At 50.1% G+C, this 21,277-nt stretch carries 19 protein-coding genes and 1 pseudogene; 11 read left to right on the top strand and 9 right to left on the bottom strand.

Annotated features, from left to right (window positions below; all coding sequences use genetic code 11):
- Positions 1–16: 16 nt before the first annotated feature.
- Complete coding sequence (locus tag AB4875_RS08355; protein ID WP_368375603.1) at positions 17–1,432, bottom strand: acetyl-CoA carboxylase biotin carboxylase subunit; 1,416 nt, start codon at positions 1,430–1,432, stop codon at positions 17–19.
- Positions 1,433–1,733: 301 nt separating this feature from the next.
- Positions 1,734–1,883, bottom strand: coding sequence for a hypothetical protein (locus tag AB4875_RS08350; RefSeq protein WP_368375602.1), 150 nt, complete (start codon positions 1,881–1,883; stop codon positions 1,734–1,736).
- Positions 1,884–2,168: 285 nt separating this feature from the next.
- Between AB4875_RS08350 and AB4875_RS08345 the strand changes: the two genes are divergently transcribed.
- From AB4875_RS08345 to AB4875_RS08335, 3 genes are read left to right on the top strand one after another with little or no spacing between them, the layout of a single operon-like run.
- The gene (locus tag AB4875_RS08345; protein WP_368375601.1) at positions 2,169–2,498 is read left to right on the top strand and encodes a YbjQ family protein; all 330 of its coding nucleotides are present in this window, start codon (positions 2,169–2,171) and stop codon (positions 2,496–2,498) included.
- 2 nt (positions 2,499–2,500) lie between these two features.
- A complete protein-coding gene (locus tag AB4875_RS08340) occupies positions 2,501–2,977 on the top strand; it encodes a YbjQ family protein (protein WP_368375600.1) in 477 nt (158 codons plus the stop codon).
- 3 nt (positions 2,978–2,980) lie between these two features.
- Positions 2,981–3,904, top strand: a complete 924-nt coding sequence (locus AB4875_RS08335) for a M48 family metallopeptidase (protein ID WP_368375599.1) — start codon at positions 2,981–2,983, stop codon at positions 3,902–3,904.
- On the opposite strand, the gene AB4875_RS08330 is transcribed toward AB4875_RS08335, so the two are convergent.
- The gene (locus tag AB4875_RS08330) at positions 3,879–4,538 is read right to left on the bottom strand and encodes a class I SAM-dependent methyltransferase (RefSeq protein WP_368375598.1); all 660 of its coding nucleotides are present in this window, start codon (positions 4,536–4,538) and stop codon (positions 3,879–3,881) included. The two genes, AB4875_RS08335 and AB4875_RS08330, sit on opposite strands and share 26 nt — an antisense overlap.
- A gap of 122 nt (positions 4,539–4,660) precedes the next feature.
- Between AB4875_RS08330 and AB4875_RS08325 the strand changes: the two genes are divergently transcribed.
- The 5 genes from AB4875_RS08325 (at position 4,661) to AB4875_RS08305 (ending at position 8,040) form a co-directional block, all read left to right on the top strand.
- Complete coding sequence (locus tag AB4875_RS08325; RefSeq protein ID WP_368375597.1) at positions 4,661–5,038, top strand: cereblon family protein; 378 nt, start codon at positions 4,661–4,663, stop codon at positions 5,036–5,038.
- 54 nt (positions 5,039–5,092) lie between these two features.
- Positions 5,093–5,803, top strand: coding sequence for a pseudouridine synthase (locus AB4875_RS08320; RefSeq protein WP_368375596.1), 711 nt, complete (start codon positions 5,093–5,095; stop codon positions 5,801–5,803).
- A 125-nt stretch (positions 5,804–5,928) separates the two neighbouring features.
- Entirely contained in the window at positions 5,929–6,732 is an 804-nt protein-coding gene (locus AB4875_RS08315) for a transglutaminase domain-containing protein (protein WP_368375595.1), read from the top strand.
- A 42-nt stretch (positions 6,733–6,774) separates the two neighbouring features.
- Positions 6,775–7,626, top strand: coding sequence for a transglutaminase family protein (locus AB4875_RS08310; protein ID WP_368375594.1), 852 nt, complete (start codon positions 6,775–6,777; stop codon positions 7,624–7,626).
- 162 nt (positions 7,627–7,788) lie between these two features.
- Complete coding sequence (locus AB4875_RS08305) at positions 7,789–8,040, top strand: GlsB/YeaQ/YmgE family stress response membrane protein (protein WP_368375593.1); 252 nt, start codon at positions 7,789–7,791, stop codon at positions 8,038–8,040.
- Positions 8,041–8,070: 30 nt separating this feature from the next.
- On the opposite strand, the gene AB4875_RS08300 is transcribed toward AB4875_RS08305, so the two are convergent.
- Positions 8,071–10,734: an EAL domain-containing protein gene (locus AB4875_RS08300; protein ID WP_368375592.1), complete on the bottom strand. Its 2,664-nt coding sequence runs from the start codon at positions 10,732–10,734 to the stop codon at positions 8,071–8,073.
- A complete protein-coding gene (locus AB4875_RS08295) occupies positions 10,731–10,898 on the bottom strand; it encodes a hypothetical protein (protein ID WP_368375591.1) in 168 nt (55 codons plus the stop codon). The genes AB4875_RS08300 and AB4875_RS08295 overlap by 4 nt, the downstream gene beginning before the upstream one ends.
- Positions 10,899–11,281: 383 nt before the next feature.
- Here AB4875_RS08295 and AB4875_RS08290 point away from each other — a divergent pair, with 383 nt between their 5' ends.
- Together AB4875_RS08290 and AB4875_RS08285 are read left to right on the top strand one after the other, a co-directional pair.
- A complete protein-coding gene (locus AB4875_RS08290) occupies positions 11,282–13,480 on the top strand; it encodes a molybdopterin-containing oxidoreductase family protein (protein WP_368375590.1) in 2,199 nt (732 codons plus the stop codon).
- Positions 13,481–13,917: 437 nt separating this feature from the next.
- Positions 13,918–14,181: a hypothetical protein gene (locus AB4875_RS08285; protein ID WP_368375589.1), complete on the top strand. Its 264-nt coding sequence runs from the start codon at positions 13,918–13,920 to the stop codon at positions 14,179–14,181.
- A 257-nt stretch (positions 14,182–14,438) separates the two neighbouring features.
- On the opposite strand, the pseudogene AB4875_RS08280 reads toward AB4875_RS08285, so the two are convergent.
- From AB4875_RS08280 to AB4875_RS08270, 3 genes and pseudogenes are all read right to left on the bottom strand, one after another.
- Positions 14,439–15,235 (bottom strand): annotated as a pseudogene (locus AB4875_RS08280) (transposase); the annotation flags it as partial.
- Between the two features lie 236 nt (positions 15,236–15,471).
- Positions 15,472–15,735 carry a Txe/YoeB family addiction module toxin gene (locus AB4875_RS08275; protein ID WP_368375588.1) on the bottom strand — a complete coding sequence of 88 codons (264 nt, stop codon included), beginning with the start codon at positions 15,733–15,735 and terminating at the stop codon, positions 15,472–15,474.
- Positions 15,732–15,974 (bottom strand): type II toxin-antitoxin system Phd/YefM family antitoxin, encoded by a 243-nt coding sequence (locus AB4875_RS08270; RefSeq protein ID WP_368375587.1) that lies wholly within the window; start codon positions 15,972–15,974, stop codon positions 15,732–15,734. The genes AB4875_RS08275 and AB4875_RS08270 overlap by 4 nt, the downstream gene beginning before the upstream one ends.
- A gap of 508 nt (positions 15,975–16,482) precedes the next feature.
- On the opposite strand from AB4875_RS08270, the gene AB4875_RS08265 reads away from it, so the two are divergent.
- Positions 16,483–18,591, top strand: a complete 2,109-nt coding sequence (locus AB4875_RS08265) for a TonB-dependent receptor family protein (RefSeq protein WP_368375586.1) — start codon at positions 16,483–16,485, stop codon at positions 18,589–18,591.
- Between the two features lie 34 nt (positions 18,592–18,625).
- Here the strand turns inward: AB4875_RS08265 and AB4875_RS08260 are convergent, their stop codons facing one another.
- A complete protein-coding gene (locus tag AB4875_RS08260; RefSeq protein WP_368375585.1) occupies positions 18,626–21,040 on the bottom strand; it encodes a TonB-dependent receptor in 2,415 nt (804 codons plus the stop codon).
- Between the last annotated feature and the right edge of the window lie 237 nt (positions 21,041–21,277).

Genomic DNA, 21,277 nt, shown 5'->3' with positions numbered 1-21,277 from the left:
TAATATCCTTTTTATCTTACAGGCCGGCGTGGGCAGCAATGGCCGCAGCCACCACCAGCGCAATGTCTTCGGGGCGACTTTTATCCGAGTACTGAGTCAGTTCGGGGTGACTTTCTACAAAGCTGGTATCGAAGTTTGCGGCGCGAAAATCCGGGTGCTTAAGAATCTGCTGGTAATAGGCCGCCGTGGTTTTCACCCCTTGCAAGCGCATATCATTTAAAGCTCGCGCGCCCCGGTTTAAGACCTCATCCCAGGTTAAACCCCAGACAACCAGTTTGAGACACATGGAGTCGAAATAAGGGGGAATGGTGTAACCGGTGTAAATCGCCGTGTCGACTCGTACACCCGGACCACCCGGCGCGTAGTAGCGGCTGATTTTGCCAAAGCTAGGTAAAAAATCATTTTTTGGGTCTTCGGCATTAACCCGAAACTGCATTGCGAAGCCGCGATAGGAAATATCTTCTTGGCGATACCCCAGCGGTAAACCAGAGGCTATACGAATTTGTTCGCGGACAATATCCACCCCCGTAATTTGCTCGGTGATGGTGTGCTCAACCTGAACCCGGGTGTTCATTTCCATGAAATAGATTTGATTGTCGGCGAGTAAAAATTCTACGGTGCCCGCGTTTTCGTAGCCAACCGCTTCGGCAGCGCGCACCGACATCTCGCCAATATAAGCCCGCTGTTCAGGGGTCAACTGGGGCGATGGCGCAATCTCAATGAGCTTTTGGTTGCGGCGTTGAATTGAGCAGTCGCGCTCAAATAAATGGATCACATTGCCCTGGCTGTCAGCCAGTATCTGAGATTCGATATGACGGGGATTAACGATGCACTTTTCCATAAACACATCGGCGCGGCCAAAGGCTTTGGTGGCCTCAGACACTACCCGATCAAACTGTCTAAGGAGATCTGTCTCGCTGTCGCAGCGCCGAATACCGCGACCACCGCCACCCGAGGTGGCTTTTAACATAACGGGGTAGCCAATAGTTTTGGCGAAGCTTACCGCCTCGTTAACATCAGCTAGGTTGCCGTCGGTGCCCGGCGTTACCGGCACACCCGCTGCAGTCATAGCGCGGCGGGCTTCGGTTTTATCGCCCATACGGCGAATGACTTCGGCGCTAGGCCCAATAAACTTAATGCCGCGCTGAGCACAAATTTCAGCGAGCTCGGCGTTCTCTGACAAGAAACCATAACCGGGATGCAGACCATCGCAGCCGGTCTCTACCGCCAGACCCACTAATTTTCTGGGATTCAAATACCCTTCCAGCGGATCAGAGCCCACGTTGTAGGCCTCATCCGCGCGCTTAACATGCAAGGAGAATCGATCTGGCTCGGTGTAAACAGCCGCCGAGCGAATGCCCATTTCGGCGCAGGCCCTCACTATTCGCACCGCGATTTCACCACGGTTAGCGATGAGGATTTTTTTTAACATAGCTGAACTCCCTTTGGGGAATAATTACCCCGATACCTAGCTTTAGCAGTAAGCAAACGACCAATTAAAGCCGACTTCAGCGGCGCGCAATCCGGCACACACAAGATACATGCAGTGACCGTACCGAAAAAACCTATAAACACAAAAATAATATTTATGCTGAAATGAATAAGCAGTTGCGTGTAGTTATAGCAGGAGCCAATCCAACATTAAACGATAAATACGATATCAAAGTCAGTTATTTAAGCAGTCTAAGCCTTCTCCAAGCCGCTGTATTCTTGCTTATTTGCCAGCAACACAGCTACCCCAAAACCGCAAAGCAGCTCTCAGCTCGTAAATACGCCGTTTGGAAGACGTCGTCGGCCAAGCCCTGTTTGGTCATTAGGGTAAGCAGCTTTTGTTGACGGCTGCGGGTGGGCGAATGCATCGCGCCGCCAGAGCGCTCAAACAAGGTCTAGTGCACCTTCAAATAGAGTTAAGGGAGCATCGTGGTCATTTATGGTGCAAGCCCAGCATTGCCATTGAGTCTAGCGTCGAACAGCTGCTAGAACGCCTAGCAGATAATCTCGACGACCTCGCTATAGGCAAAAAGCCTACTAATGTGAGTAGAAACTCTTCTTAAGTTTCCCATATAGACACACACCCAAAAACCAGCTTTGATAGACCCTAGCAAAAATACTAAGCCGCACCCTAGGCAAAATAGACACACTGACCTGAAACACCCAAGGACCGCTCAATGACCGACATCCTCATCAGCAATATAGAACTCATACCCGGCAAACGCGTTACTCAACACCTAGGACTAGTGCTAGGCAGTACCGTACGTGCCAAACACGCGGGTAAAGACATTATGGCCGGCCTAAAAAACATCTTCGGTGGCGAGTTGGCCGGTTATACCGAGCTACTGTCTGAAGCGCGGCAAGAAGCCACCGACCGCATGACCGAGCAAGCCAAGGCCATTGGCGCCAACGCCGTTGTTAATGTGCGCTACTCCACCTCTTCTATTACCGCTGGCGCCTCAGAAATTCTCGCCTATGGCACTGCCGTTTTCCTTGAGGAAAAATAATCATGGAAGGCCTGATTCAATTAGGTGTCTTTGCGCTGCTGCTGGGCTTGGGGTTTTTCTTTGGTCGCCGCGCCGAAGCCAAACACTATAAAAGTATCTTTGCCCGCGAAGACGAGCTGCGCCACATTGTGGTGTCTACCGACCGCTTTCCACCCACGCAATTTATGACTCACCACGGCGAGCTGGTCAGCGGCAATGTGGTGATTTCAGTGGATTATTTCAAACGGGTGTCCGCCGCATTGCGGGCCTTGGTGGGTGGCCGCATTCGCAGCTATGAGACCCTACTCGACCGCGCCCGCCGCGAAGCGCTGTTGCGTATGCAAGAGCAAGCCCGCAGCGCTGGCGCCGAAGCCATTATTAATACCAAATTTGAGACCAGTAGAATATCTGGCGGCAGCAGCAAAGGTATTGGCTCGATTGAGGTATTAGCCTATGGGACGGCTTTAACACCCCAAGCTGCCCAGATAAAAGGCCAGTAAACGGTGAGCTTTGCCAAGCAAAATCCCAAGATTCCCGAGGGCATCAACACTTCTGCAGATAACCCCCTCAAGGAATTTTTTATTCTGTTGCTCGGGGTGTTTATTATTCTCGGCACTACAGTGACGCTGCTGCTGGTATTTGCACACAGCTTGGCGCCCTATATTCCGTTTCGCTACGAACAGCAGTTGATGAGCAAATACGGGCAGTGGACGCGCTCAGAACCTGAGCATAGCGCTGCCTTTCAAGACGCCGAGGCCGCTATTCAGGAGCTTGGCCAAAACTTAGCACTACAATCTCGACTCCCAGCAGGAATCAGCACCCAGTTCCAACTGCTCGACCAGCCGGATCTACCCAATGCCTTTGCCACCTTGGGCGGCCAAATATTTGTGACCACCGGCTTACTGCGGGAAGTGTCTTCGGAAAATGCGCTGGCGATGGTGCTCGCCCATGAAATTGCCCATATTAAATACCGTCACCCCGCCCAGTCTTTAAGCGGCGGATTGCTGGTGCAATTATTTCTAAGCATTGTCACCGGCGGACAAAACGCCAGCGCCCTGCAGAGCACCGCCCAGCAAACCGGCATACTAACGATGCTGGGGTTTAGTCGAAAAATGGAAGTTGCCGCGGATACGGCCGCCATGAATACCCTAGAAAATTACTATGGTCACTTGGCCGGCACCGAGGAATTCTTTGCAAAAATTTTAGGCCAATACCAACAGGCCAGATGGCAGGCACTGTTTACCAGCCACCCGGATTTAAGCCAACGTATTGATTACATTCAGGCCCGCGCTCAAAGCCTCACCCTAGTTAATGGCGCAAAGCCGGAAACCAAGGCTTTAGATCCGCGCTTGAAAAATATTCAGGAAATGCTCGCTAATAATGGCTCTCAAGACCAAGACTCTAGCGAGTACCAAGGTATAAATTAACCTTGGAAAACTCTTCAGACTCAGCCAAGTCCGGCACGGTGGTAGCACGCTGAAATGCCAGCCAGTGGTAGTTGTCGACCTTAAAATCTTTCACCCGTGAATCGGCCACCAAGACCTGTGGAGCACGCTTTAAGAAAGCGTCTAACAAGGGTAAATTTGCGCGATCGTAAAGTACATCGGCCACCAGAATGACATCATAGTGCTCGTCATTGGCGAAGAAATCATCGCTGTAGCTAAGCTCGGCCTTATTCAGCGCGGCATTGGCACGACTCGCCACAATGGCATCGGCGTCGAGATCACAGGCAATCACCTCTTTGGCACCCGCAAGCTTTGCGGCAATGGCTGCCACCCCCGAGCCACAGCCAAAATCCAGCACCTTTTTACCGCGCACGAGGTCTGGATTATCAAAGAGATAGCGCGCCATAACCTGACCACTGGCCCAACAAAAACACCAATACGCGGGATAATTCATGATCCGCTGGGTCTGTTCAGGACTTAAATCATGCTGCGGATAATCTGCGCTTAACAGCAACAGGGCGATTTCTGGCACTAGGGGCAGCGGCGTGTTCACCACTTTTGCCTGTGGTAAAAAGTCCTGCAACAAGGTCGCAAGAATTTGTCTCCCTTCACTCACTGAAAGCGCTTGTAGCAAAGCCCCAACCTCTATATGTTTAAACATGAAAGTAAGCATATTACCGGATTAAAACGGTTTTTCGGAGAGCGCCATAATGGCACCTAACTCAATCGGAGAACGCTATGAGTAATTTGCCCATAAAGCAGCTCGTTCACGATGCATTATTTCAAGTTCAAGGCAGCGAACCCTCTGAACTTATCTCTTGCCTAAACTGCCACCAGGCGATCACTGCCAGCAGTTACCGTATCCGTATCCACGACCAACATCACCACCGCTTTATCAATCCCGGCGGCGTTATTTACGATGTGTGCTGCTTCCACTCGGCACCGGGCACTATTATCAGCGGTGAACCCACGTCTCAGTATTGTTGGTTCCAAGGCTACCGCTGGCAGTACGCCCACTGCGAACACTGCACAGAACAACTTGGCTGGTACTATGAAAATGACCACCTAGAGTCCTTCTTTGCACTGATTCCCAGCTCTTTACGCAGCAAAAATTAAGACGCCAATATCCGGTATACTTGCGTCAACTCCATGCTGCGACCAAAAAGCCTTATGTCAGATAGCTCACATACCGAAAAGCAGCCAAGCACCGGCGCCGATTTCATTGTGCCCCATTGCGCCGAGGCCATTCGCTATCTGCACCGCGACAACGACTTGCTGATTGTCAGCAAACCGGCAGGATTGTTATCTGTACCCGGCCGTCACCCTGACAATAAAGACTGCCTTATTAGTCGTATAAACCAAGATTACCCCAACGCAAGCATTGTTCACCGCCTTGATATGTCCACCTCTGGGCTGATGATTGTCGCCTGCCATCCAGACAGCCACCGGGCGCTGAGTCGGCTATTTCAAGACCGCAAAGTTTATAAGGAATATCAAGCCATTGTTTACGGCAAGGTTAGCAGCGTAGAGGGGTTTATCGACCTTCCGCTGGCCTGCGACTGGCCCAACCGCCCTCGCCAAGAACTTAATTTCGACTACGGCAAACACGCCCAAACCCATTATGAAAATTGCGGCACAACGGCGGGCGGCCACAGCAAATTACGTTTGATACCGATCACTGGACGCTCCCACCAACTGAGAGTTCACACCGCCAGTATTGGCCACCCCATTTTAGGCTGTGAGTTTTACGCTCACCCCAAGGCAAAAGCAGCCGCTGAGCGCTTACTGCTGCACGCCTCACGGCTAAAATTTATCCACCCCGGCAATAAAGATGAGCTAGACATAAACTTAGGCGCCACATTCTGGTCTGACCCAAGCTAAGCGGTGCCCCCGCGCTTTATTGGCAGTTAATATCCGCATTTGTCACAATGACCGTGAATTCATGATATACATCTTGGGCAACGCCAAGCTTATATCACCTTGTTTCAATCAATAGGAGCAGACGCATGTGGTTAAAAACGAGTTGCGATTTATCCTTCGATATTGAAGTGCCCACACCGTTTGTATTGATGCTTAGACCGCGCAGTGGCGCCCAGCAATGGATTGCCAGCGAACAGTATAAACTGGCACCCAGCGTCCCTGCTTTTGAATTCACCGATGTCTATGGCAATCTCTGTCAGCGCTTAGTCGCTCAGCCGGGGTATTTCTCTATACACACTCGCGCAGAGGCAAAGACCGCCGATTTTTTAGACCAAGCCCCCGGCGCCCCCTTTGTTGAAGTTCAAAGACTGCCAGACTCGGTACTCAACTATCTTCTACCCAGCCGCTATTGCGAATCTGATCGTTTTGGCCAAATGGCGATGGAGATTACCGCCGGCCAACTCCTGGGCTACAACCAAGTTGCCGCCATTGAGAACTGGCTGCGCAACAATGTTACTTTCACTCCGGGCAATAGCGATGCCCAAGTTACTGCCATTGAGATAAACGCGCGAAAGTGGGGGGTGTGTCGCGATATGGCCCACCTAGGCATTGCGCTTTGCAGAAGCTTGAGTATTCCGGCAAGAATGGTAGTAGGCTATTTATATGGTCTGCAACCGATGGATCTACATGCTTGGTTTGAAGCCTATGTGGGCGACCGCTGGTACACCTTCGACGCAACCCAGCCCTCTTTAAAAGGCGGCTATGTCGCCATTGGTTACGGCCGCGATGCTGCCGATGTCGCTGTATACAATCAATTTGGACCGGGAGTCTATCCTTCCAGCCAAGTGGTTAGCGTAGAGCTTATCAATGAAAGCTCCATCATCGACTAGTCGAAATTAAATGCGGTAGATCGGCTCAATACTGGACACACTATGCAGCGCTATAACATTATCCACAGAACCTACTATAACTTTTCCGAAGAAGTGCAGCTTGGGCCACACCACTTACGCCTGCGGCCAAGAGAAGACTATGAGCTTCGCATCGAGTCGTTCTCCCTAAAAATTTCGCCCAATGCTAATTTACTATGGCACCGCGACGCCGAGGGAAACTCCGTGGCCACCGCCACCTTCGATCTCCCCGCCCAGCAGCTGGTATTTGAAAGCGAGCTCATCATTCAGCAATACAATGAGTCACCGCTTAATTTTATGGTTGCCGATTACGCCATCAATTATCCCTTTAGTTATTTGCCGGACGATCAAGTTTTGCTGAGCCCATATATGCAGCTACCCGATCAAGAAACACAGCAAATGATCTCTCAATGGGCTCAAACACTTTGGCAGGGCGACGAAAAGATTCAGACTTATACCTTGCTACAGCGAATCGCCAGTCATATTTATCAAACCCAAACCTATAAATTACGAGAAGAACCGGGCGTGCAAACCGCCAAGGACACCCTGGTATGTGGTACGGGTTCCTGCCGAGATTTTGCTCAACTCTTTATGGATGCCGCAAAGTGCATGGGGCTCGCAGCGCGCTTTGTCAGCGGCTACCTACACGCGCCCGGCAGCGATGCCGCTGGTGCTACCCATGCTTGGGCAGAGGTCTATTTACCCGGCGCTGGCTGGAAGGGCTTTGACCCCACGATTGGCGAAATGGCCGGCACCGACCATATTCCAGTCGCGGTTGCACGGCTCTCTAAATCCGTGCCGCCAATAGAAGGATCGTTTAGAGGCGCGCCAGACTCAAGCTTGGATGTGGGTGTATGGGTGAGTAAATTACCCTGATCGATCATAATTTGACGGCGACGCTAGCATGCAAAATTAGCAGTATTGATATGATTGAGAATAGCTTGGCTACAATGACGCACTTGATGAATCGAAGTGTTAGCGGTGAGTCGCATTGCCGAACTCCCCTATTAACAATCTCAATAATGCAAGGAAAGTAAAATGAATGCAGAAGGTTTGATTATATTCTTAGCCATTGGCGCACTGGCGGGTTGGTTGGCTGGCAAGATAATGAAAGGCGGCGGCTTTGGCTTAATCGGCAATATTATTGTCGGTGTGGTGGGCGCCGTAGTAGGCGGCTATGTTTTTAGCTTTTTAGGGATTTCAGCAGGGGGATTAATTGGCTCTATTGTGACCTCTACCGCCGGCGCGATAATTTTAATTTACATCATTCGGCTTATCAAAAAAGCCTAATAACACTCCGCGCGCGGTCACTCACTGCGGCTAGCCGAGACGCCGCAGGAATGTCTCTTCTAAGACCTCCACAGCAAGGGGCTTGCTAAACAAATAACCTTGTATTTGGTCGCATTTCAGCAATCTCAATAAGCGGGATTGCTCCTCGGTCTCAACGCCTTCGGCCACAACTTTGAGTTGCAAAGAGTGGGCGAGGTTAATGATTGTGGACACCAGCGATAAGCCCTGTGGATCGGTGACCATATCCGCTATAAACATACGATCGATCTTAAGCGTATCAACCGGCAACTTCGATAGATAACCCAATGAGGAGTATCCGGTACCAAAATCATCAATGGCAATGCTGATGCCGAGCGCGCGAATCGCATGCAGACTCGATATCGCCTGCTTCATGTCCGCCATGACCATACCTTCAGTGATCTCTAGTTCCAAGCCCTGGGCGGCGCGCGGGTCGATGGCCACGATCTGTTCAATAGCGGCGGCGAATCCGGGGTGACGCATTTGCAGCGGCGAGACATTCACCGCAATGCGCACTGCATTTAATCCGGCGGCGCGCCACCGCAAAAAATCTTGCAGTGCTTGATGCAAGGCCCATAGGCCGACGTCGTATATTAACCCCGTTTCTTCAAGAATCGAGATGAAGGAATCTGGCAAAACCAAGCCTGTGAGAGGGTCGTTCCAGCGGATCAAGGCTTCCACGCCCGTGATCTCGCCGCTAGCAAGATTCACCTTAGGCTGGTAGTGCAGTACGAATTCGTTCTTATCCAGCGCTTGGCGCAACTGGTTTTCGAGATTCAGGCGCTGCGCCACAGTGTCGGTCATCTTCTGCGTATAGAAAAGATGCCGATGACCTTCCACCTTGGCCTTCTTCAAAGCCGCTTCAGCGTTCTTGACGAGAGTGGCCGCGTCGGCGCCATCCTCTGGAAACATTGCTACACCGAACTTTGCCGCGATCCGATATACAGAGGGCTTGAGCTTGAAGGGATGGAGAAGAAAGGCCTCGATCACCGCTTCCAACTGGCGTACAACATCACCGACCCGCCCTTCTTCACGCAGCACCACAGCGAACTGGTCAACGCCGACCCGGGCAAGCCGATGTACATCATCAATGTGCTGGGTAAGCCACTCGGCGACCTGTTGCAGAAGTACATCGCCCGCCGCTCGCCCGAGGCTGTCGTTAATATTCTTGAAGCGTTCTAGGTCAATTAGGATCAGTGCTAAGCGGTGGCCACTGTCGGCAGCACCACGCGTAAATTGCTCAAGACGTTCAAGGAACAGATGGTGATTTGCTAGTCCCGTAAGCTGGTCGTAGGACGCGAGATGGTCGAGCCGCTCTTGCCTTTCGAGGTGGTCGATTGCAAACGCAACGTCATCGGCCAGTTTGCTCAGCAGCAGCATCTCTTCTTCGTGGAAGAAATCCTTTTCCCCTGCGTATAGGCCCAACACCCCCGCCACTTGCCCCGACACAATCAAGGGAAGAACCGCCACCGAGTGCACTCCCGCCTCGGTATATAGATCCCGGAGCAGCGCCCGCGGGTCGTCACTCAAATCGTTGGATACGATCGCCGTCTTGTCGCGGACCGCTTTCGCAATCATCGTCGTCGACGCTTTCTCATCTGAGGATAGTAGGCTCCTGATGTCCCTTAGTAATTTATCTTCTACGCCTACCGAGGCGACCGGAACGACAGTGTCAGTGGCTTGATCGACAATGCCTATCATCGTCATGCAAACCCCGCCAGTTTCGACCGCTATCCGACATGCCTCACGGAAGAGTTCATCGCGGTTGGGCACGCGAACGATCAACTCATTAATCTCACTTAGAACCGCGTAGACCCGCTGCAAGCGCTGCATACCGATCTCCGCCTCGGTGCGATCGCTTATGTTTAGATGCATGATCACGGCACCGTTCTTGGCATCGTGATTAGAGGGCGTCACAGTCATCAGGAACCAGCGCTGTTCCGTCGGGGAATGACAGGGATACTCAATGGAAAAGCTTCTCGAATGTCCTGCCAGTACTGAGCGAATGCCCTCGGCCGCCTCACTGCCCTCGCCCGCCTTGTCGCAAGCCTCCAGATAGTTAATTCCAACGCCATACCCAGGGGAAGCCAGGCCATTTAACTCGGCAAATTTCTGCCAAGCATGGTTAAAAGACACAATAACACCCTGATTATCGATCAATGCAATATGAGCAGGTAGGGCATTGAGGATGGCAGTTTGTCTTGCCGCTTCGCGGTGGCGCAACTCCGCTTGGGCGCTTAATAGTAAAAGCGGCTTGCCATCGCGTCTAAGGACTGCATCGACTTCACCACCGGTAAGTTCTTCTAAACGCCGACCGGCCTCATCCAGCGTTGCTATCAACTTAGCGGTTTCAGCGTCCGCGCTGGACAGTATCGGCCTGTCGTTAAGCGTCAAACCCAATGCCTGCAGCACATCTGAGCTTCGTGCCAATCTACCCACAACTCGCCGCAGGGGACGCGGTCCTAGCTTGAGCAAGGTCGGCGTCATAAAAACCCCATCGGCAATCGCTCGGGCAGGCTCCTGCATCACATCCACGATTTCGATGGTGTAGCGACTTGGCAAGTATTCCTCGCACAAGGCCCTCAGATTAGCGATAGCCTCTAAGGAGTTGTTGGTATCACCCGCAACAAATAGCCGCAATTCGCACTGCAGGGAGTCACTCTGGAAAGGAGTCATACGCGCTCCGAAGAAGCCACATCACCCAAGTGCATGAGGTCTTGGAATACTGACACCCAGCTATTTTTCCCAAAATTAAATCGTTTCTCACTCGCCCAGTAATAATCCTCTGCCATAACGCAGGAGCAAAGCCGGCTATTACATACTGAACGCATTACTGTCACATCCCCTCCTGAAGCTTGGCACTACTATCTAAGAAGAATACGGGTCTAATCTAACTGGTGGTGCCGCGGTTTCACATGTATCAATCAAAGCCTTATACGATGAGGCTTAAATATAGCAGTAAATAGTATTTGGCGGATGTTCGCCTTGGTAATCTAGCACAGCAAATTATTAGCGTGTGCAAAAGTAGATTTGAGCTTTGGACCTATTCAAGCCCTGTTTTTCTCAATATCTGCGTAGCTAGTGAACTGCGCCACTATTGAAGCGAGTAAAAGCGGAGCAGCCGCGCCAAAGACTGCGATAAGTTGCCAAATTTCAGTATACTGCTCGCCGCGATACAATCATCAAATTAAAAATAAAAATTGAATATCGGGGTTACACAACGTTGACTAATACACATTCCGCCATATGCCGTGTATGTCCGGCCTATTGCCAAATCATTGCCCATGTAGATGCTGGAAAATTAACAAAAGTTACCGGCGACAAAGACGACCCCTACTTCAAAGGCTACACCTGTCCTAAGGGACGGGCGCTTCCTGAACAGCACAACAACCCTAATCGCTTGCTCCACTGCCAAAAACGGGCGTCTGCAAACACCTTCGAGAACATAGGCAGCGAAGCGGCGATGGACGAGATCGCCGACAAAATAGCGGCGATTATTGAAAAGCACGGCCCGCGCTCAGTCGCCGTTTATGGCGGTACCGGTCAGGTCTCTACACCGGTAGCACCCTCAGTAGCCGTCTCTTTCTTAATGGGCATTGGCTCGCCCATGCACTTCACCTCCAGCACTATTGACCAGCCGGGCAAACACATTGCCATGGCAGCGCACGGCCTTTGGGGCGCCGGTGAATTGGATTTCAATACTGCCAATAGCTGGATTATTGTTGGTGCAAATCCGGTTATATCTAAGGCCAGTGGCGCGCCGGGGAATAACCCAGCACAGCGTCTAAAAGCAGCCCAAGAGCGCGGCACCAAACTCATTGTTATAGACCCTAGGGTCACGGAAACCGCTAAACGCGCACATATTCACTTGCAGGCCAAGCCCGGCGAAGACCCCACTATTTTAGCGGGACTTCTCAATATTATTATTACTGAAAAGCTGTATGACCAGGCTTTTATTGAAGAAGATGTAGAGGGCTTTGAAGCACTGGCAGAACGTGTCGCGCTGTTCACACCCGAGTATGTAGCCAAGCGCGCAGAGATAGATGTGGATCAGCTAATTGCTGCCGCTAGAACTTATGCCTCAGCGGTTGGCCAAAGTGGCCGGGGCGGCGCCGTGACGCTGGGCACAGGGCCGAACATGTCGCTACACGGTAGCTTGAGTGAATATCTCGGTTATTGTCTGATGTCGGTGTGTGGCTACTGGTCTAGAGCCGGCGATAAAGTCACCAAACCCAATGTACTCACCCCCGCATATATTGCCAAAGCGCAGGCGAGGCCGCCTTATAAGGGCTGGGATTATCCCGAAAAAATGCGGGTTCGCAATCTCAGCAAAACGGCAAGCGGTATGCCGACGGCCGCATTGGCCGACGAAATGCTGTTAGAGGGCGAGGGCCAAGTAAAAGTATTGATCTGCTTGGCAGGCAATCCAATGATGGCCTGGCCAGACCAGAATAAAACCTATAAGGCGCTGAAGAATCTAGAACTGCTGGTTGTACTCGATTACCACATGACCGCGACCGCTGAGCTCGCGCATTATGTGATACCGCCCAAGTTATCACTGGAAACCCCCGCTACAACGCAGTTGTGCGAAGGGAATAAACACTATGGTTATGGTCTAGGTTTTGATGAGCCCTACGCTAGCTATGCACCTGCGGTGGTTGAGCCACCAAAAGGCGCCGATGTTGTAGAGGAGTGGGCCTTTTTCTATGGTCTGGGTCAGCGCATGGGACTGAACTTATTTGTGGCCTCGCAAACCGGTTGGGACAAGTTTCAAGAGAGCTCCCCAGCCTTCGCCTTTCTCGACATGAAAAACAAACCCACAACAGACGAGCTACATGAACATTTAACGGCGAATGCCAGAATCTCGCTGGAAGAAGTCAAAAAACACCGCGGTGGCAAAATATACGAGGTGAAGGAAATCGTTCAGCCTAAAGATCCCGCATTTGAAGGCAAGCTGTGTATTGGCAATGCCATGATGATGCAAGAGCTGGCCGATGTCTTTGCAGAACCGCCGGCAAGCCAAGAAGCCGTAAACGATTTCCCCTTCAGACTGGTCTGTAGGCGCCTAAACTCGGTAATTAACTCAGCCGGCAGAGAACTTAAGAAATCATTGGGCAAACAATATAACCCAGCTTATATGCACCCCGACGACCTGAATCGCCTGGGTTTAAGCAGTGGCGACACAGTATTACTTTCCTCCCCGCACAGTGCTATTCGCGGCATTGTTGAAGCGGATGCCACCTTATTGAATGGGATCATTTCTATGACACATGCCTTTGGCGGCAACCCCGGCGAAGACGATGACAAGGTGATTGAAATAGGAAGTAACACGGGCCGCTTAGTGTCAGTGGAAAAAAACTACGACCCCATTACAGGCATACCACTGATGTCGAATATTCCTGTGCGTGTGGATTGCATATGAAGCTGAATTTTTTTGATGTCACCAGCCATTAGGTAAACGATTTATCGTGACATAAAAAAAAGGGATAAATAAAAACGCCAGATAAACTTATTGCCTCAGGCAAGCCTAAGCTTTGTCATCACCTGAATAATAGTCTCACGCAAAACCGTGCGGTCACTCCTTCCCCAGCCAGACCTTCACTTCGCCTAATTTATGCCGTTTTTACTGAAATCGACAAATCATTGATCCAGATCATTAGTTGCTCTAGGGGCACTGCTATAGTGAATTCATACGGATCTTTAAGCATCATTTATATTGGTGAGTAATATCTTTCTAACTTGCCCTCGCAGTGTTTAAAGCAAGGGTGTTAAGGCCCAAGGACGTACCATCAAACAAGCGGTATTTACCTTAGCAATATGGCGATCACTACTAAGCATATTTAGATTTGGAGAATGAAAATGAGCATAAAAGACGGATACGACGAGCTTGTTGGCAAACTAAAAACTGAGCGCGACGAACTAAATGTGCGTGTTCATCTTGCTGGCGCGGAAATCCGCGATGAATGGCAAGTACTCGAAGACCGCTTAGATCAACTTAAACTAAAAAGCGAGCATCTGCGCGACGCTTCTAGCGAAAGCGCCGAAGGCCTGTCATTGGCTGGTCAAGAATTGGTGCGCGAGCTAAAAGAGTCTTATCAGCGTATTCGCGGCTCATTACGCTAAAACCTGGAATGCTTAGCCCATCAGGATTTCTTTGAAATTTGCCGTGGCGCTTATTAAGGCGCTACGTTTTGCGATGCCGCTTGTGTAGCGGCGTCGCGTTTTTATTCCCCCCTGCTCACCCTCTGCAATCGCACTGCAAGGCAACGGCAACCGCCCACAATTTCATTTTCATCCGTAGCGATGCAAGCTTGTCCTGCCCCTATGTCAAAAATGTCGATTCACCCATAAGTTGTCCGCTTTACACGGCTTATGGTAGTTGTCATAACAATATCATGTGCAACAATCAGGTGGTGTTTCGTATCCACCGCACTTTGCACGTTATAGCAGACCTGCCGATCCATATGATGAGTTCTCATTAATCGTGCATCAGGATCAGTTTGTGATACTTGTTTATCGGGGTGCTCGGTTACCTCTTTTTCTAGCGCATTGAGCTCAAGTAAACCTTGCTTAAACCATGCTAATTTTGATGCCGAGACCGAGCTGGGTGTGTGCTTTTCCTCGTTATCGTTGGCACTCATTTGATTCAAGTAATCTTGAATACCGCTCTCAATAAGATCGATATGAAATTGGACTTTGCTGGGTGTGTAATTCTTAGCCTTATTGTTGACCGCTTTAAACTTACTACCATCAATAGCGAAAGCGAAATCATCAAACATATTAATTTGCCGACACAGGTCAACGAATTTACGACAGACATTTTTAATTGCCTTGCCGTCATCTTTCCTAAAGTCGGCAATGGTTTAAAGTCAGGTCTTAGCCACTCTAGCAGCCACATTAACTCTACGTTGCGGTGAGTTTCCTTTTCTAGCCGGCGAGATGATTGAATACGGTTTAAGTAGCCATAAATGTAGAGCTTTAAGATAGTGGCTGGATGATAACCTGGACGACCAGCTTGCTTTGCGGTGACGCTCTCAAAACCTAGGCTCAATACATCAAGCTGGTCGACAAAAACATCAATGACTAGAACAGGGTTGTCTTCCGTAACAAAGTTATCTATTACTTCTGGAAATAACGTGGATTGGTGTCTTGATTGGCCTTTGATATGGTGAGTCATCGCAGATTGCGTCTGGTTTGGCTTACCAATTTATTATACTAAATGCGGCCTTAAATTTGGATCGCCGGCTAAGACTGATTCTTCATAAGCAAGGGACATCTAGATCAACCGGTGATCCGTAGTTTTCACACAGTCTGGGTTAAGCGGACGTTCAATCATGACGTCAATTGATCGAAAGCGGAGGTTTGGAAGTAACTGTATTTCTATTATCAGGGATATTTTTACCGTTTTAGGCTTTACTCATAGTGAGGCCATAGCCTCAATACTTTGATCGCTTTGTCTTCTTCTAACACTTGGTATACCAAGCGATGCTGGATGTTTATTCGGCGAGAATAGGCGCCCGCTAAATCACCAATTAATTTTTCATAGGGAGGAGGATTCTGATACGGGTTCCTTTCGACAATTTTCAGCAGCTCCTGAGCCTTATCTTTTAGCCCGGACGACGCTAGTTTTCGAGCATCTTTTTGAGCCTGTTTAGTGAAATAAAGAGTCCAGCTCACCAATCAAGACTCTTACCACATTTGTCGAGTTCGACGTCCATACCTTCTCGGATAGATTCGCGCATACCGGGAATGGATAGCAGATGAAGTGTCTCATTGATGGCATTCCAGTCGTCTTCCGACAGTAAAACAGCGTTGCCCCTCTTTCCAGTAATAATAATAGGTTGGTGACTTGTAGACGTTTCATCTATCAGCGCGTAAAGCTTGGAACGAGCTTCTGTGGCATTAAGTGTGGTCATAGGTTCCTCCATATAGACGAAAGCGTACGCCATTACGTACGCAATGTCAATCCGACCTATCGTTCCGCTTACGACTGAGACGTCAGGGGATGCCTGCTTTGTATATGTATTAGAGCATTTCCAATGTCCGCTAATGTGACGTTCCGGCAATAATATGGGTGAACTTGTGGCCATGTTATGGGTAAAACCCCGCTGGGTACTGGAAGCCATATCGCAGAAAATGCTCCTTTTAGCCAACTTATGGTTCAACTTCCCTTCCAACTTATGGGCTAATCAACAAAACGCTAAGATGGCCGGAAAATATATACCGAGACATAGCAAAAACGCGCTATTCAGATTCCGGACCGGCAATACGCACTGTTCCGCAGCTTACAATGTTGGCCCAAGTTAGCCCCCTGCAGAGCCATGCGCTGAGCCCCCGCTCACATTTGAAGACATTCGATCTTGCATTTCACAAAGATATTTATAATAATCATTCGCATTATCATTCGCACCCGAGGATCACCCCATGCTTAGCACACGATGCGCCGCAATCGCTGCGCTGTCGCTTTGTTCTTTTGCTGCCGCCAACGGCCAAACAGATATCAAAACTCTTGAAACCATCGAGGTTCACGGCCTATTCCTGGGTTCCAATGTCTCAGGAACACTCCCCGCCCTGCAGAACGGCAAAATCTTTGAGGGTAAGAAAACCACGTCGGTTAATCTAGACGAGCAGCCAGTATTCGTGGAGCCCAATCTGCGGCAGATGTTCTCACGCCTGCCCGGCCTATTCGTTTCCGATCAAAAAATTCCGAGTATCTATAATGTAAACTACCGGGGGTTGGGTAACCCGCACGAATCCGAATTCGTGGCATTCTTTCAGAACAACATCCCTCTTGCCGCCGACCTTTTTGGTTACCCGACGATCTACTTTATGCCTGCCGCACAAAGGGTGGAAAGGATCGAATTCGTACGTGGTGGCGGCGGTTTACTCTACGGACCACAGATCGGTCCGGTGTTAAATTTCGTGACCCGCCGTGCGGATGCCGAAGCGGAAAATTCCTTCAGCACCGACCAGACAATTGGCAGTGACGGTTTATACAGCACCTATAATGAAGTGCGCTGGGCCCATAATGACTTCGGTTTCTTGGCCTCTTACGACCACCGCAGCGCAGATGGGCCGCGCCGTAATGAAGACTACGAGACTAACGCGGGCTACTTTGGCGTTTCCTATGAAGGCTTAAAAGATATTCGTTTGGGCTTCGATTTAGATCTCTACCAGTCCGACTCTGGTGAAGCTGGCCGACTCACCTCGCAGGAGTTTGCAAGCAACCGCGATCTGGTGAAGTCGCCCTTTAATCGCGTAGAAATCGATCAACTGATCGCCACTGCCAAATATGAGCAGCAGATCAATGAGGCCTCGACCTTAGATGCCAGCATCTGGTATTCCTCTATGGATCGCTTGAGCCGCCGATCTGCAATGTTCACCGACCCCGCTGACGAGCCCGCAACAACCGCCATCGACGAGCAGCAGTTCGCAAACTATGGCTTCGACGTCCGTTACGCCTTGTCTTGGGGGCATGACAACGTGCTAACCGCCGGCACCACCGCCTACCTAGGCGACAACCCGCGCACCCGTCATATCAGTAGTGACATTAGATCCAGCACCCAGAACTCGGCGGATCTAGCCTTCAAGCAGGACCGCGTCATCAGCTATAACGCTGTTTTTGTCGAGAACCTTTTCCGCTTCGGTAAACTTAGCGTGGTGCCGACCATGCGCTTCGAGCGGGTCAATTACGATTTAGCGGAAGTGGTGAAAAATCCCAGTCTCAATCGTGAGGCCATAGACCTAGATCGCACATTTAATGAAACCCTGTTCGGCTTGGGTCTGATGTACCAGGCTAGTGAGCGGTCAGAAATATACACCAACTTCTCAGAATCTTATCGCCCGCAGCGCTTCGACGATCTGATCAACCCGGCATCAGAATTGGCGGGTAGCAACAACCCTAGCGTATCGCGCGCCGTCAACTATGAGATCGGTTATCGCAGCCAGCCGATTGATAATCTGGTTCTCGATATCAGTCTGTTTCGCATCGATTTCGAAGACAAAGTCGAACAGATCCAAGTGAATGTCACCGACGTTGAAAGGATAAACAGTGGCGACTCACGCCATCAGGGTGTGGAGTTTAGTGTAGAGTACGACCTACTACCGAGCACCTCGCGCTCACTCAAGTTGTTCGCCAACGGCTCTCTGCTTGATGCCGAAATAAGCAATAGCTTGAACACCAGCCTGATTGGTAACAGCACCGCATTCTCGCCCGAACATTTGCTGCGTACTGGCTTGCTGTTCGACAGTGAAAAGTGGAACGCCGCTCTTACCGCTACCGTCGTAGGTGAACAGTATTGGCAGGACTCCAACCTAGCCCGTGGCAGCGGCGCCAGCGAGATTGCTGCGGAGATTCCAGGCTATGAGGTGTTGGACTTCAGCCTCGAATATGAATACAGCGAACAGTGGAGCTTGTACGGCGGCATCAACAATATGCTAAACCAAGACTACTATAGCCGAGTGCGGGCCGACGGTATTGAGCCAGCTCAGGAGCGGACCTTTTATATGGGGTTCCGCTTCGAAATTCGCTAACGTCTCAGCTACACGCTATCCAGTAGACAGTGTCTTACCAAGCAAACGACAGCGATGCAAAAATCTTGCGGCCAGACTTTTGACGGGCGTTGTAGGAGCCGGGGAAAAATACGGTATCTAAGACCTGATTCAGTACTTTTTCTTCGGTTAAATTACTACCGCCCAAGCTTACAGCCCAGCGTTGATCAGTGGAGCCGAGACTAATTCTGGCCGATACTTGCGAGAAACCTTTGAGGTAGCTATTGGGGTCTAAGTCACCGTCGGTGTACTGATTACCTTGGTACAAATAATCTACACTGGCGCGCATGGCAAGGCCAAATAGCGGTAGGGTCAAGGTCGGAGTAATACTGGCGCTTTGCTCTGGAGCGAAGGCAATACGCTTACCGCTTAGATCCTGCTTGGCATTCACACCCTGAGTAATCGGCGCTGGCGCATTGGGATAGCTGTCATATTTGGCATCTAGCAGCCCTAGCGAACCGGCAATACTAAGCGGCTCAAACGGCGTCAGCCACATAAAGTCCATTTCCAAGCCACGAGATATTGCTGATGCGGCATTGGTCACATCAAAGAATGCGCCGTTAAACGCCAATACCTGCAAGTTATCAAACTCGGTTTGGTACACCGCTGCATTCAAGCGCAGAGTGTTTTCAAAGAACTCGCCTTTAAATCCCGCCTCTATTGTCGCGGCTTCTTCCGGCTCAAAAGACAGATCTTCGCCGCCAAAAGACGAGGCATTAAAACCGCCGCTTTTATAGCCGCGGGCATAGGTTAAGAAGACATTGGTGTCGCGATTCAAATAATATTGAAACGCTAATTTAGGTGAAACATCGCTTTCCTTGCGACTTAAGCCTCGCTCATCGTAGTCTTCTGCGCTTAATGCCGACTCCATTATACAAGGCGTGCCCAGTGCGGCAGTGCGACAAACGCCTTCTCCACTCGCATCCGCGACCTTTTGTTCGCGGCTATAGCGAATACCCGGAGTGATAATAAACTGATCGGTCAAGGCCCAGCTCATTTGTGCAAAAATCGCTTGGGCATCCACATTCAAAAGGTAATCTAAACGAAAGAAATCTTCGCCAATGAGTGCGCCGGTTAAATTACTGATTAAACCAATGCCGGCAAGATTGAGCCCACCTAGCAAGCCTCCACTTGAAACATTGGTTTGTCCGGACACCAGCTGTAAGGCGTCATCGGTGAGTAAATAAGCGCCGAAGTCATCGCCAGTAGTTATTTTTGTAGCCTGACTAAACCGTGAATCAAAGACATAAGCACCCACTACAAATTCAACACCCGAGCCAAGCCCAAACAGGCTGTCAGCCGTGCCGGTGAATCGTAGCTCGGCTGATTGCTGCTCGTAATCTGAGACCACTTCTAGCACCGCAAGGTTAGCCGGCGAGGTATCCAAGTCGACCAAGCTGTCGATAGTTAATGCGGTATCAGCTAACACTAATACCATATTAAGATTATCTAGTGCGCCGACAGGGCCAATATCCCAGTCGGTTTTCAAGCCGAGGGTGTCAGAGGTCTTATCTAAGAAACCATCCTGATCATACGAACTGGTGAAATTATAAGGGTCGCCCTCAATATTGGGATCATAGTTTTTAAGGAAATCGCTACTGCCCTCATCTAGGTTCATTAGCTGCAGACCCCAGTAATTTGCCGATGTTTCTGAGGTCACACCCATCAATTCGAATGACACATTTTCGGATGGTAGAAATAATAATTTTAACCGTTGCGCATTCTGCTCATGCTTATCATCTTGGCGATTTAAAAACTGATTGTGCAGCTGACCATCCCGGCTAATATCTTGGGCGGCGATACGAACACCAAACCAATCGGTAACCATGCCGCCAATACCCGCTTCTAAACTCACTTCCTCAGGATCGGTTTTATTCATCCGCAAATCTGCAGACAGTTCTTCGGTCGGACCTTTTGTGGTGACGTTGAACACCCCAGCAATAGTGTTCTTGCCAAATAAGGTTCCCTGCGGACCGCGCAGCACTTCAACGCGGGCAATATCAAACATCGCTTCGTTATAGTAAGAGGGGCGATTGAAGAATATTTCGTCTTGCACAAAGCCGACCGAACTATCAAAGGCCGAGTTCAGGGGATTAGAACCAAAACCACGAATATTAATTTGCGCCAGGGCGGGATCAGTATCTGAAGAAAAACGCACATTCGGAATATAGGGGGCAATATCTTGCAAGCCGGTTGCGCCCACCTCTCGCATAAAGTCGCCGCTAACTGCCGTTAATGATATTGGCACGTCCTGGGATGATTGATTGACTTTTTGCGCGCTCACCACCACTTCTTCGAGCATACGACGATTAGACGAATCTGTGCTTTGCACTGACGTGGTATCTGACGACGTATCTGCCGCGATGACAGCTTGCGCCACACAGGCGACTATTCCCGCCGCCCACCAGCGCGCGTTTGAACCCATTAACATGATAACTACCCTACCTTTATTATTATTGAGCGCCGACATTGAGCATCGACTTATTCAGATAGCCGCAAAATACCGGGCGACTCTGAGTATTTATATTGTCAATTATGTTTACATTATTAACGCGTCCACAAGCTGCCGTCAAGTGCCCTATTCCGCGCTCGATGAAAGCCCAAATCGAAGAAATTCCACTGGACATTCACATGCCCATAATGTCAATATAATTGACAATTAAATAAG

Source organism: Zhongshania sp. R06B22 (assembly GCF_040892595.1).
In the GTDB taxonomy this organism is placed as follows: domain Bacteria; phylum Pseudomonadota; class Gammaproteobacteria; order Pseudomonadales; family Spongiibacteraceae; genus Spongiibacter; species Spongiibacter arctica.
Note: the sequence above shows the minus strand (reverse complement) of the source record. Positions and strands in the feature narration are given on the sequence as shown.

Excerpts from the sequence above, each read along its gene's own strand:
- AB4875_RS08355 (WP_368375603.1), bottom strand. The coding sequence starts at position 1,432 with ATGTTAAAAAAAATCCTCATCGCTAACCGTGGTGAAATCGCGGTGCGA.
- AB4875_RS08345 (WP_368375601.1), top strand. The coding sequence starts at position 2,169 with ATGACCGACATCCTCATCAGCAATATAGAACTCATACCCGGCAAACGC.
- AB4875_RS08340 (WP_368375600.1), top strand. The coding sequence starts at position 2,501 with ATGGAAGGCCTGATTCAATTAGGTGTCTTTGCGCTGCTGCTGGGCTTG.
- AB4875_RS08325 (WP_368375597.1), top strand. The coding sequence starts at position 4,661 with ATGAGTAATTTGCCCATAAAGCAGCTCGTTCACGATGCATTATTTCAA.
- AB4875_RS08320 (WP_368375596.1), top strand. The coding sequence starts at position 5,093 with ATGTCAGATAGCTCACATACCGAAAAGCAGCCAAGCACCGGCGCCGAT.
- AB4875_RS08315 (WP_368375595.1), top strand. The coding sequence starts at position 5,929 with ATGTGGTTAAAAACGAGTTGCGATTTATCCTTCGATATTGAAGTGCCC.
- AB4875_RS08310 (WP_368375594.1), top strand. The coding sequence starts at position 6,775 with ATGCAGCGCTATAACATTATCCACAGAACCTACTATAACTTTTCCGAA.
- AB4875_RS08305 (WP_368375593.1), top strand. The coding sequence starts at position 7,789 with ATGAATGCAGAAGGTTTGATTATATTCTTAGCCATTGGCGCACTGGCG.
- AB4875_RS08300 (WP_368375592.1), bottom strand. The coding sequence starts at position 10,734 with ATGACTCCTTTCCAGAGTGACTCCCTGCAGTGCGAATTGCGGCTATTT.
- AB4875_RS08285 (WP_368375589.1), top strand. The coding sequence starts at position 13,918 with ATGAGCATAAAAGACGGATACGACGAGCTTGTTGGCAAACTAAAAACT.
- AB4875_RS08270 (WP_368375587.1), bottom strand. The coding sequence starts at position 15,974 with ATGACCACACTTAATGCCACAGAAGCTCGTTCCAAGCTTTACGCGCTG.
- AB4875_RS08265 (WP_368375586.1), top strand. The coding sequence starts at position 16,483 with ATGCTTAGCACACGATGCGCCGCAATCGCTGCGCTGTCGCTTTGTTCT.
- AB4875_RS08260 (WP_368375585.1), bottom strand. The coding sequence starts at position 21,040 with ATGTTAATGGGTTCAAACGCGCGCTGGTGGGCGGCGGGAATAGTCGCC.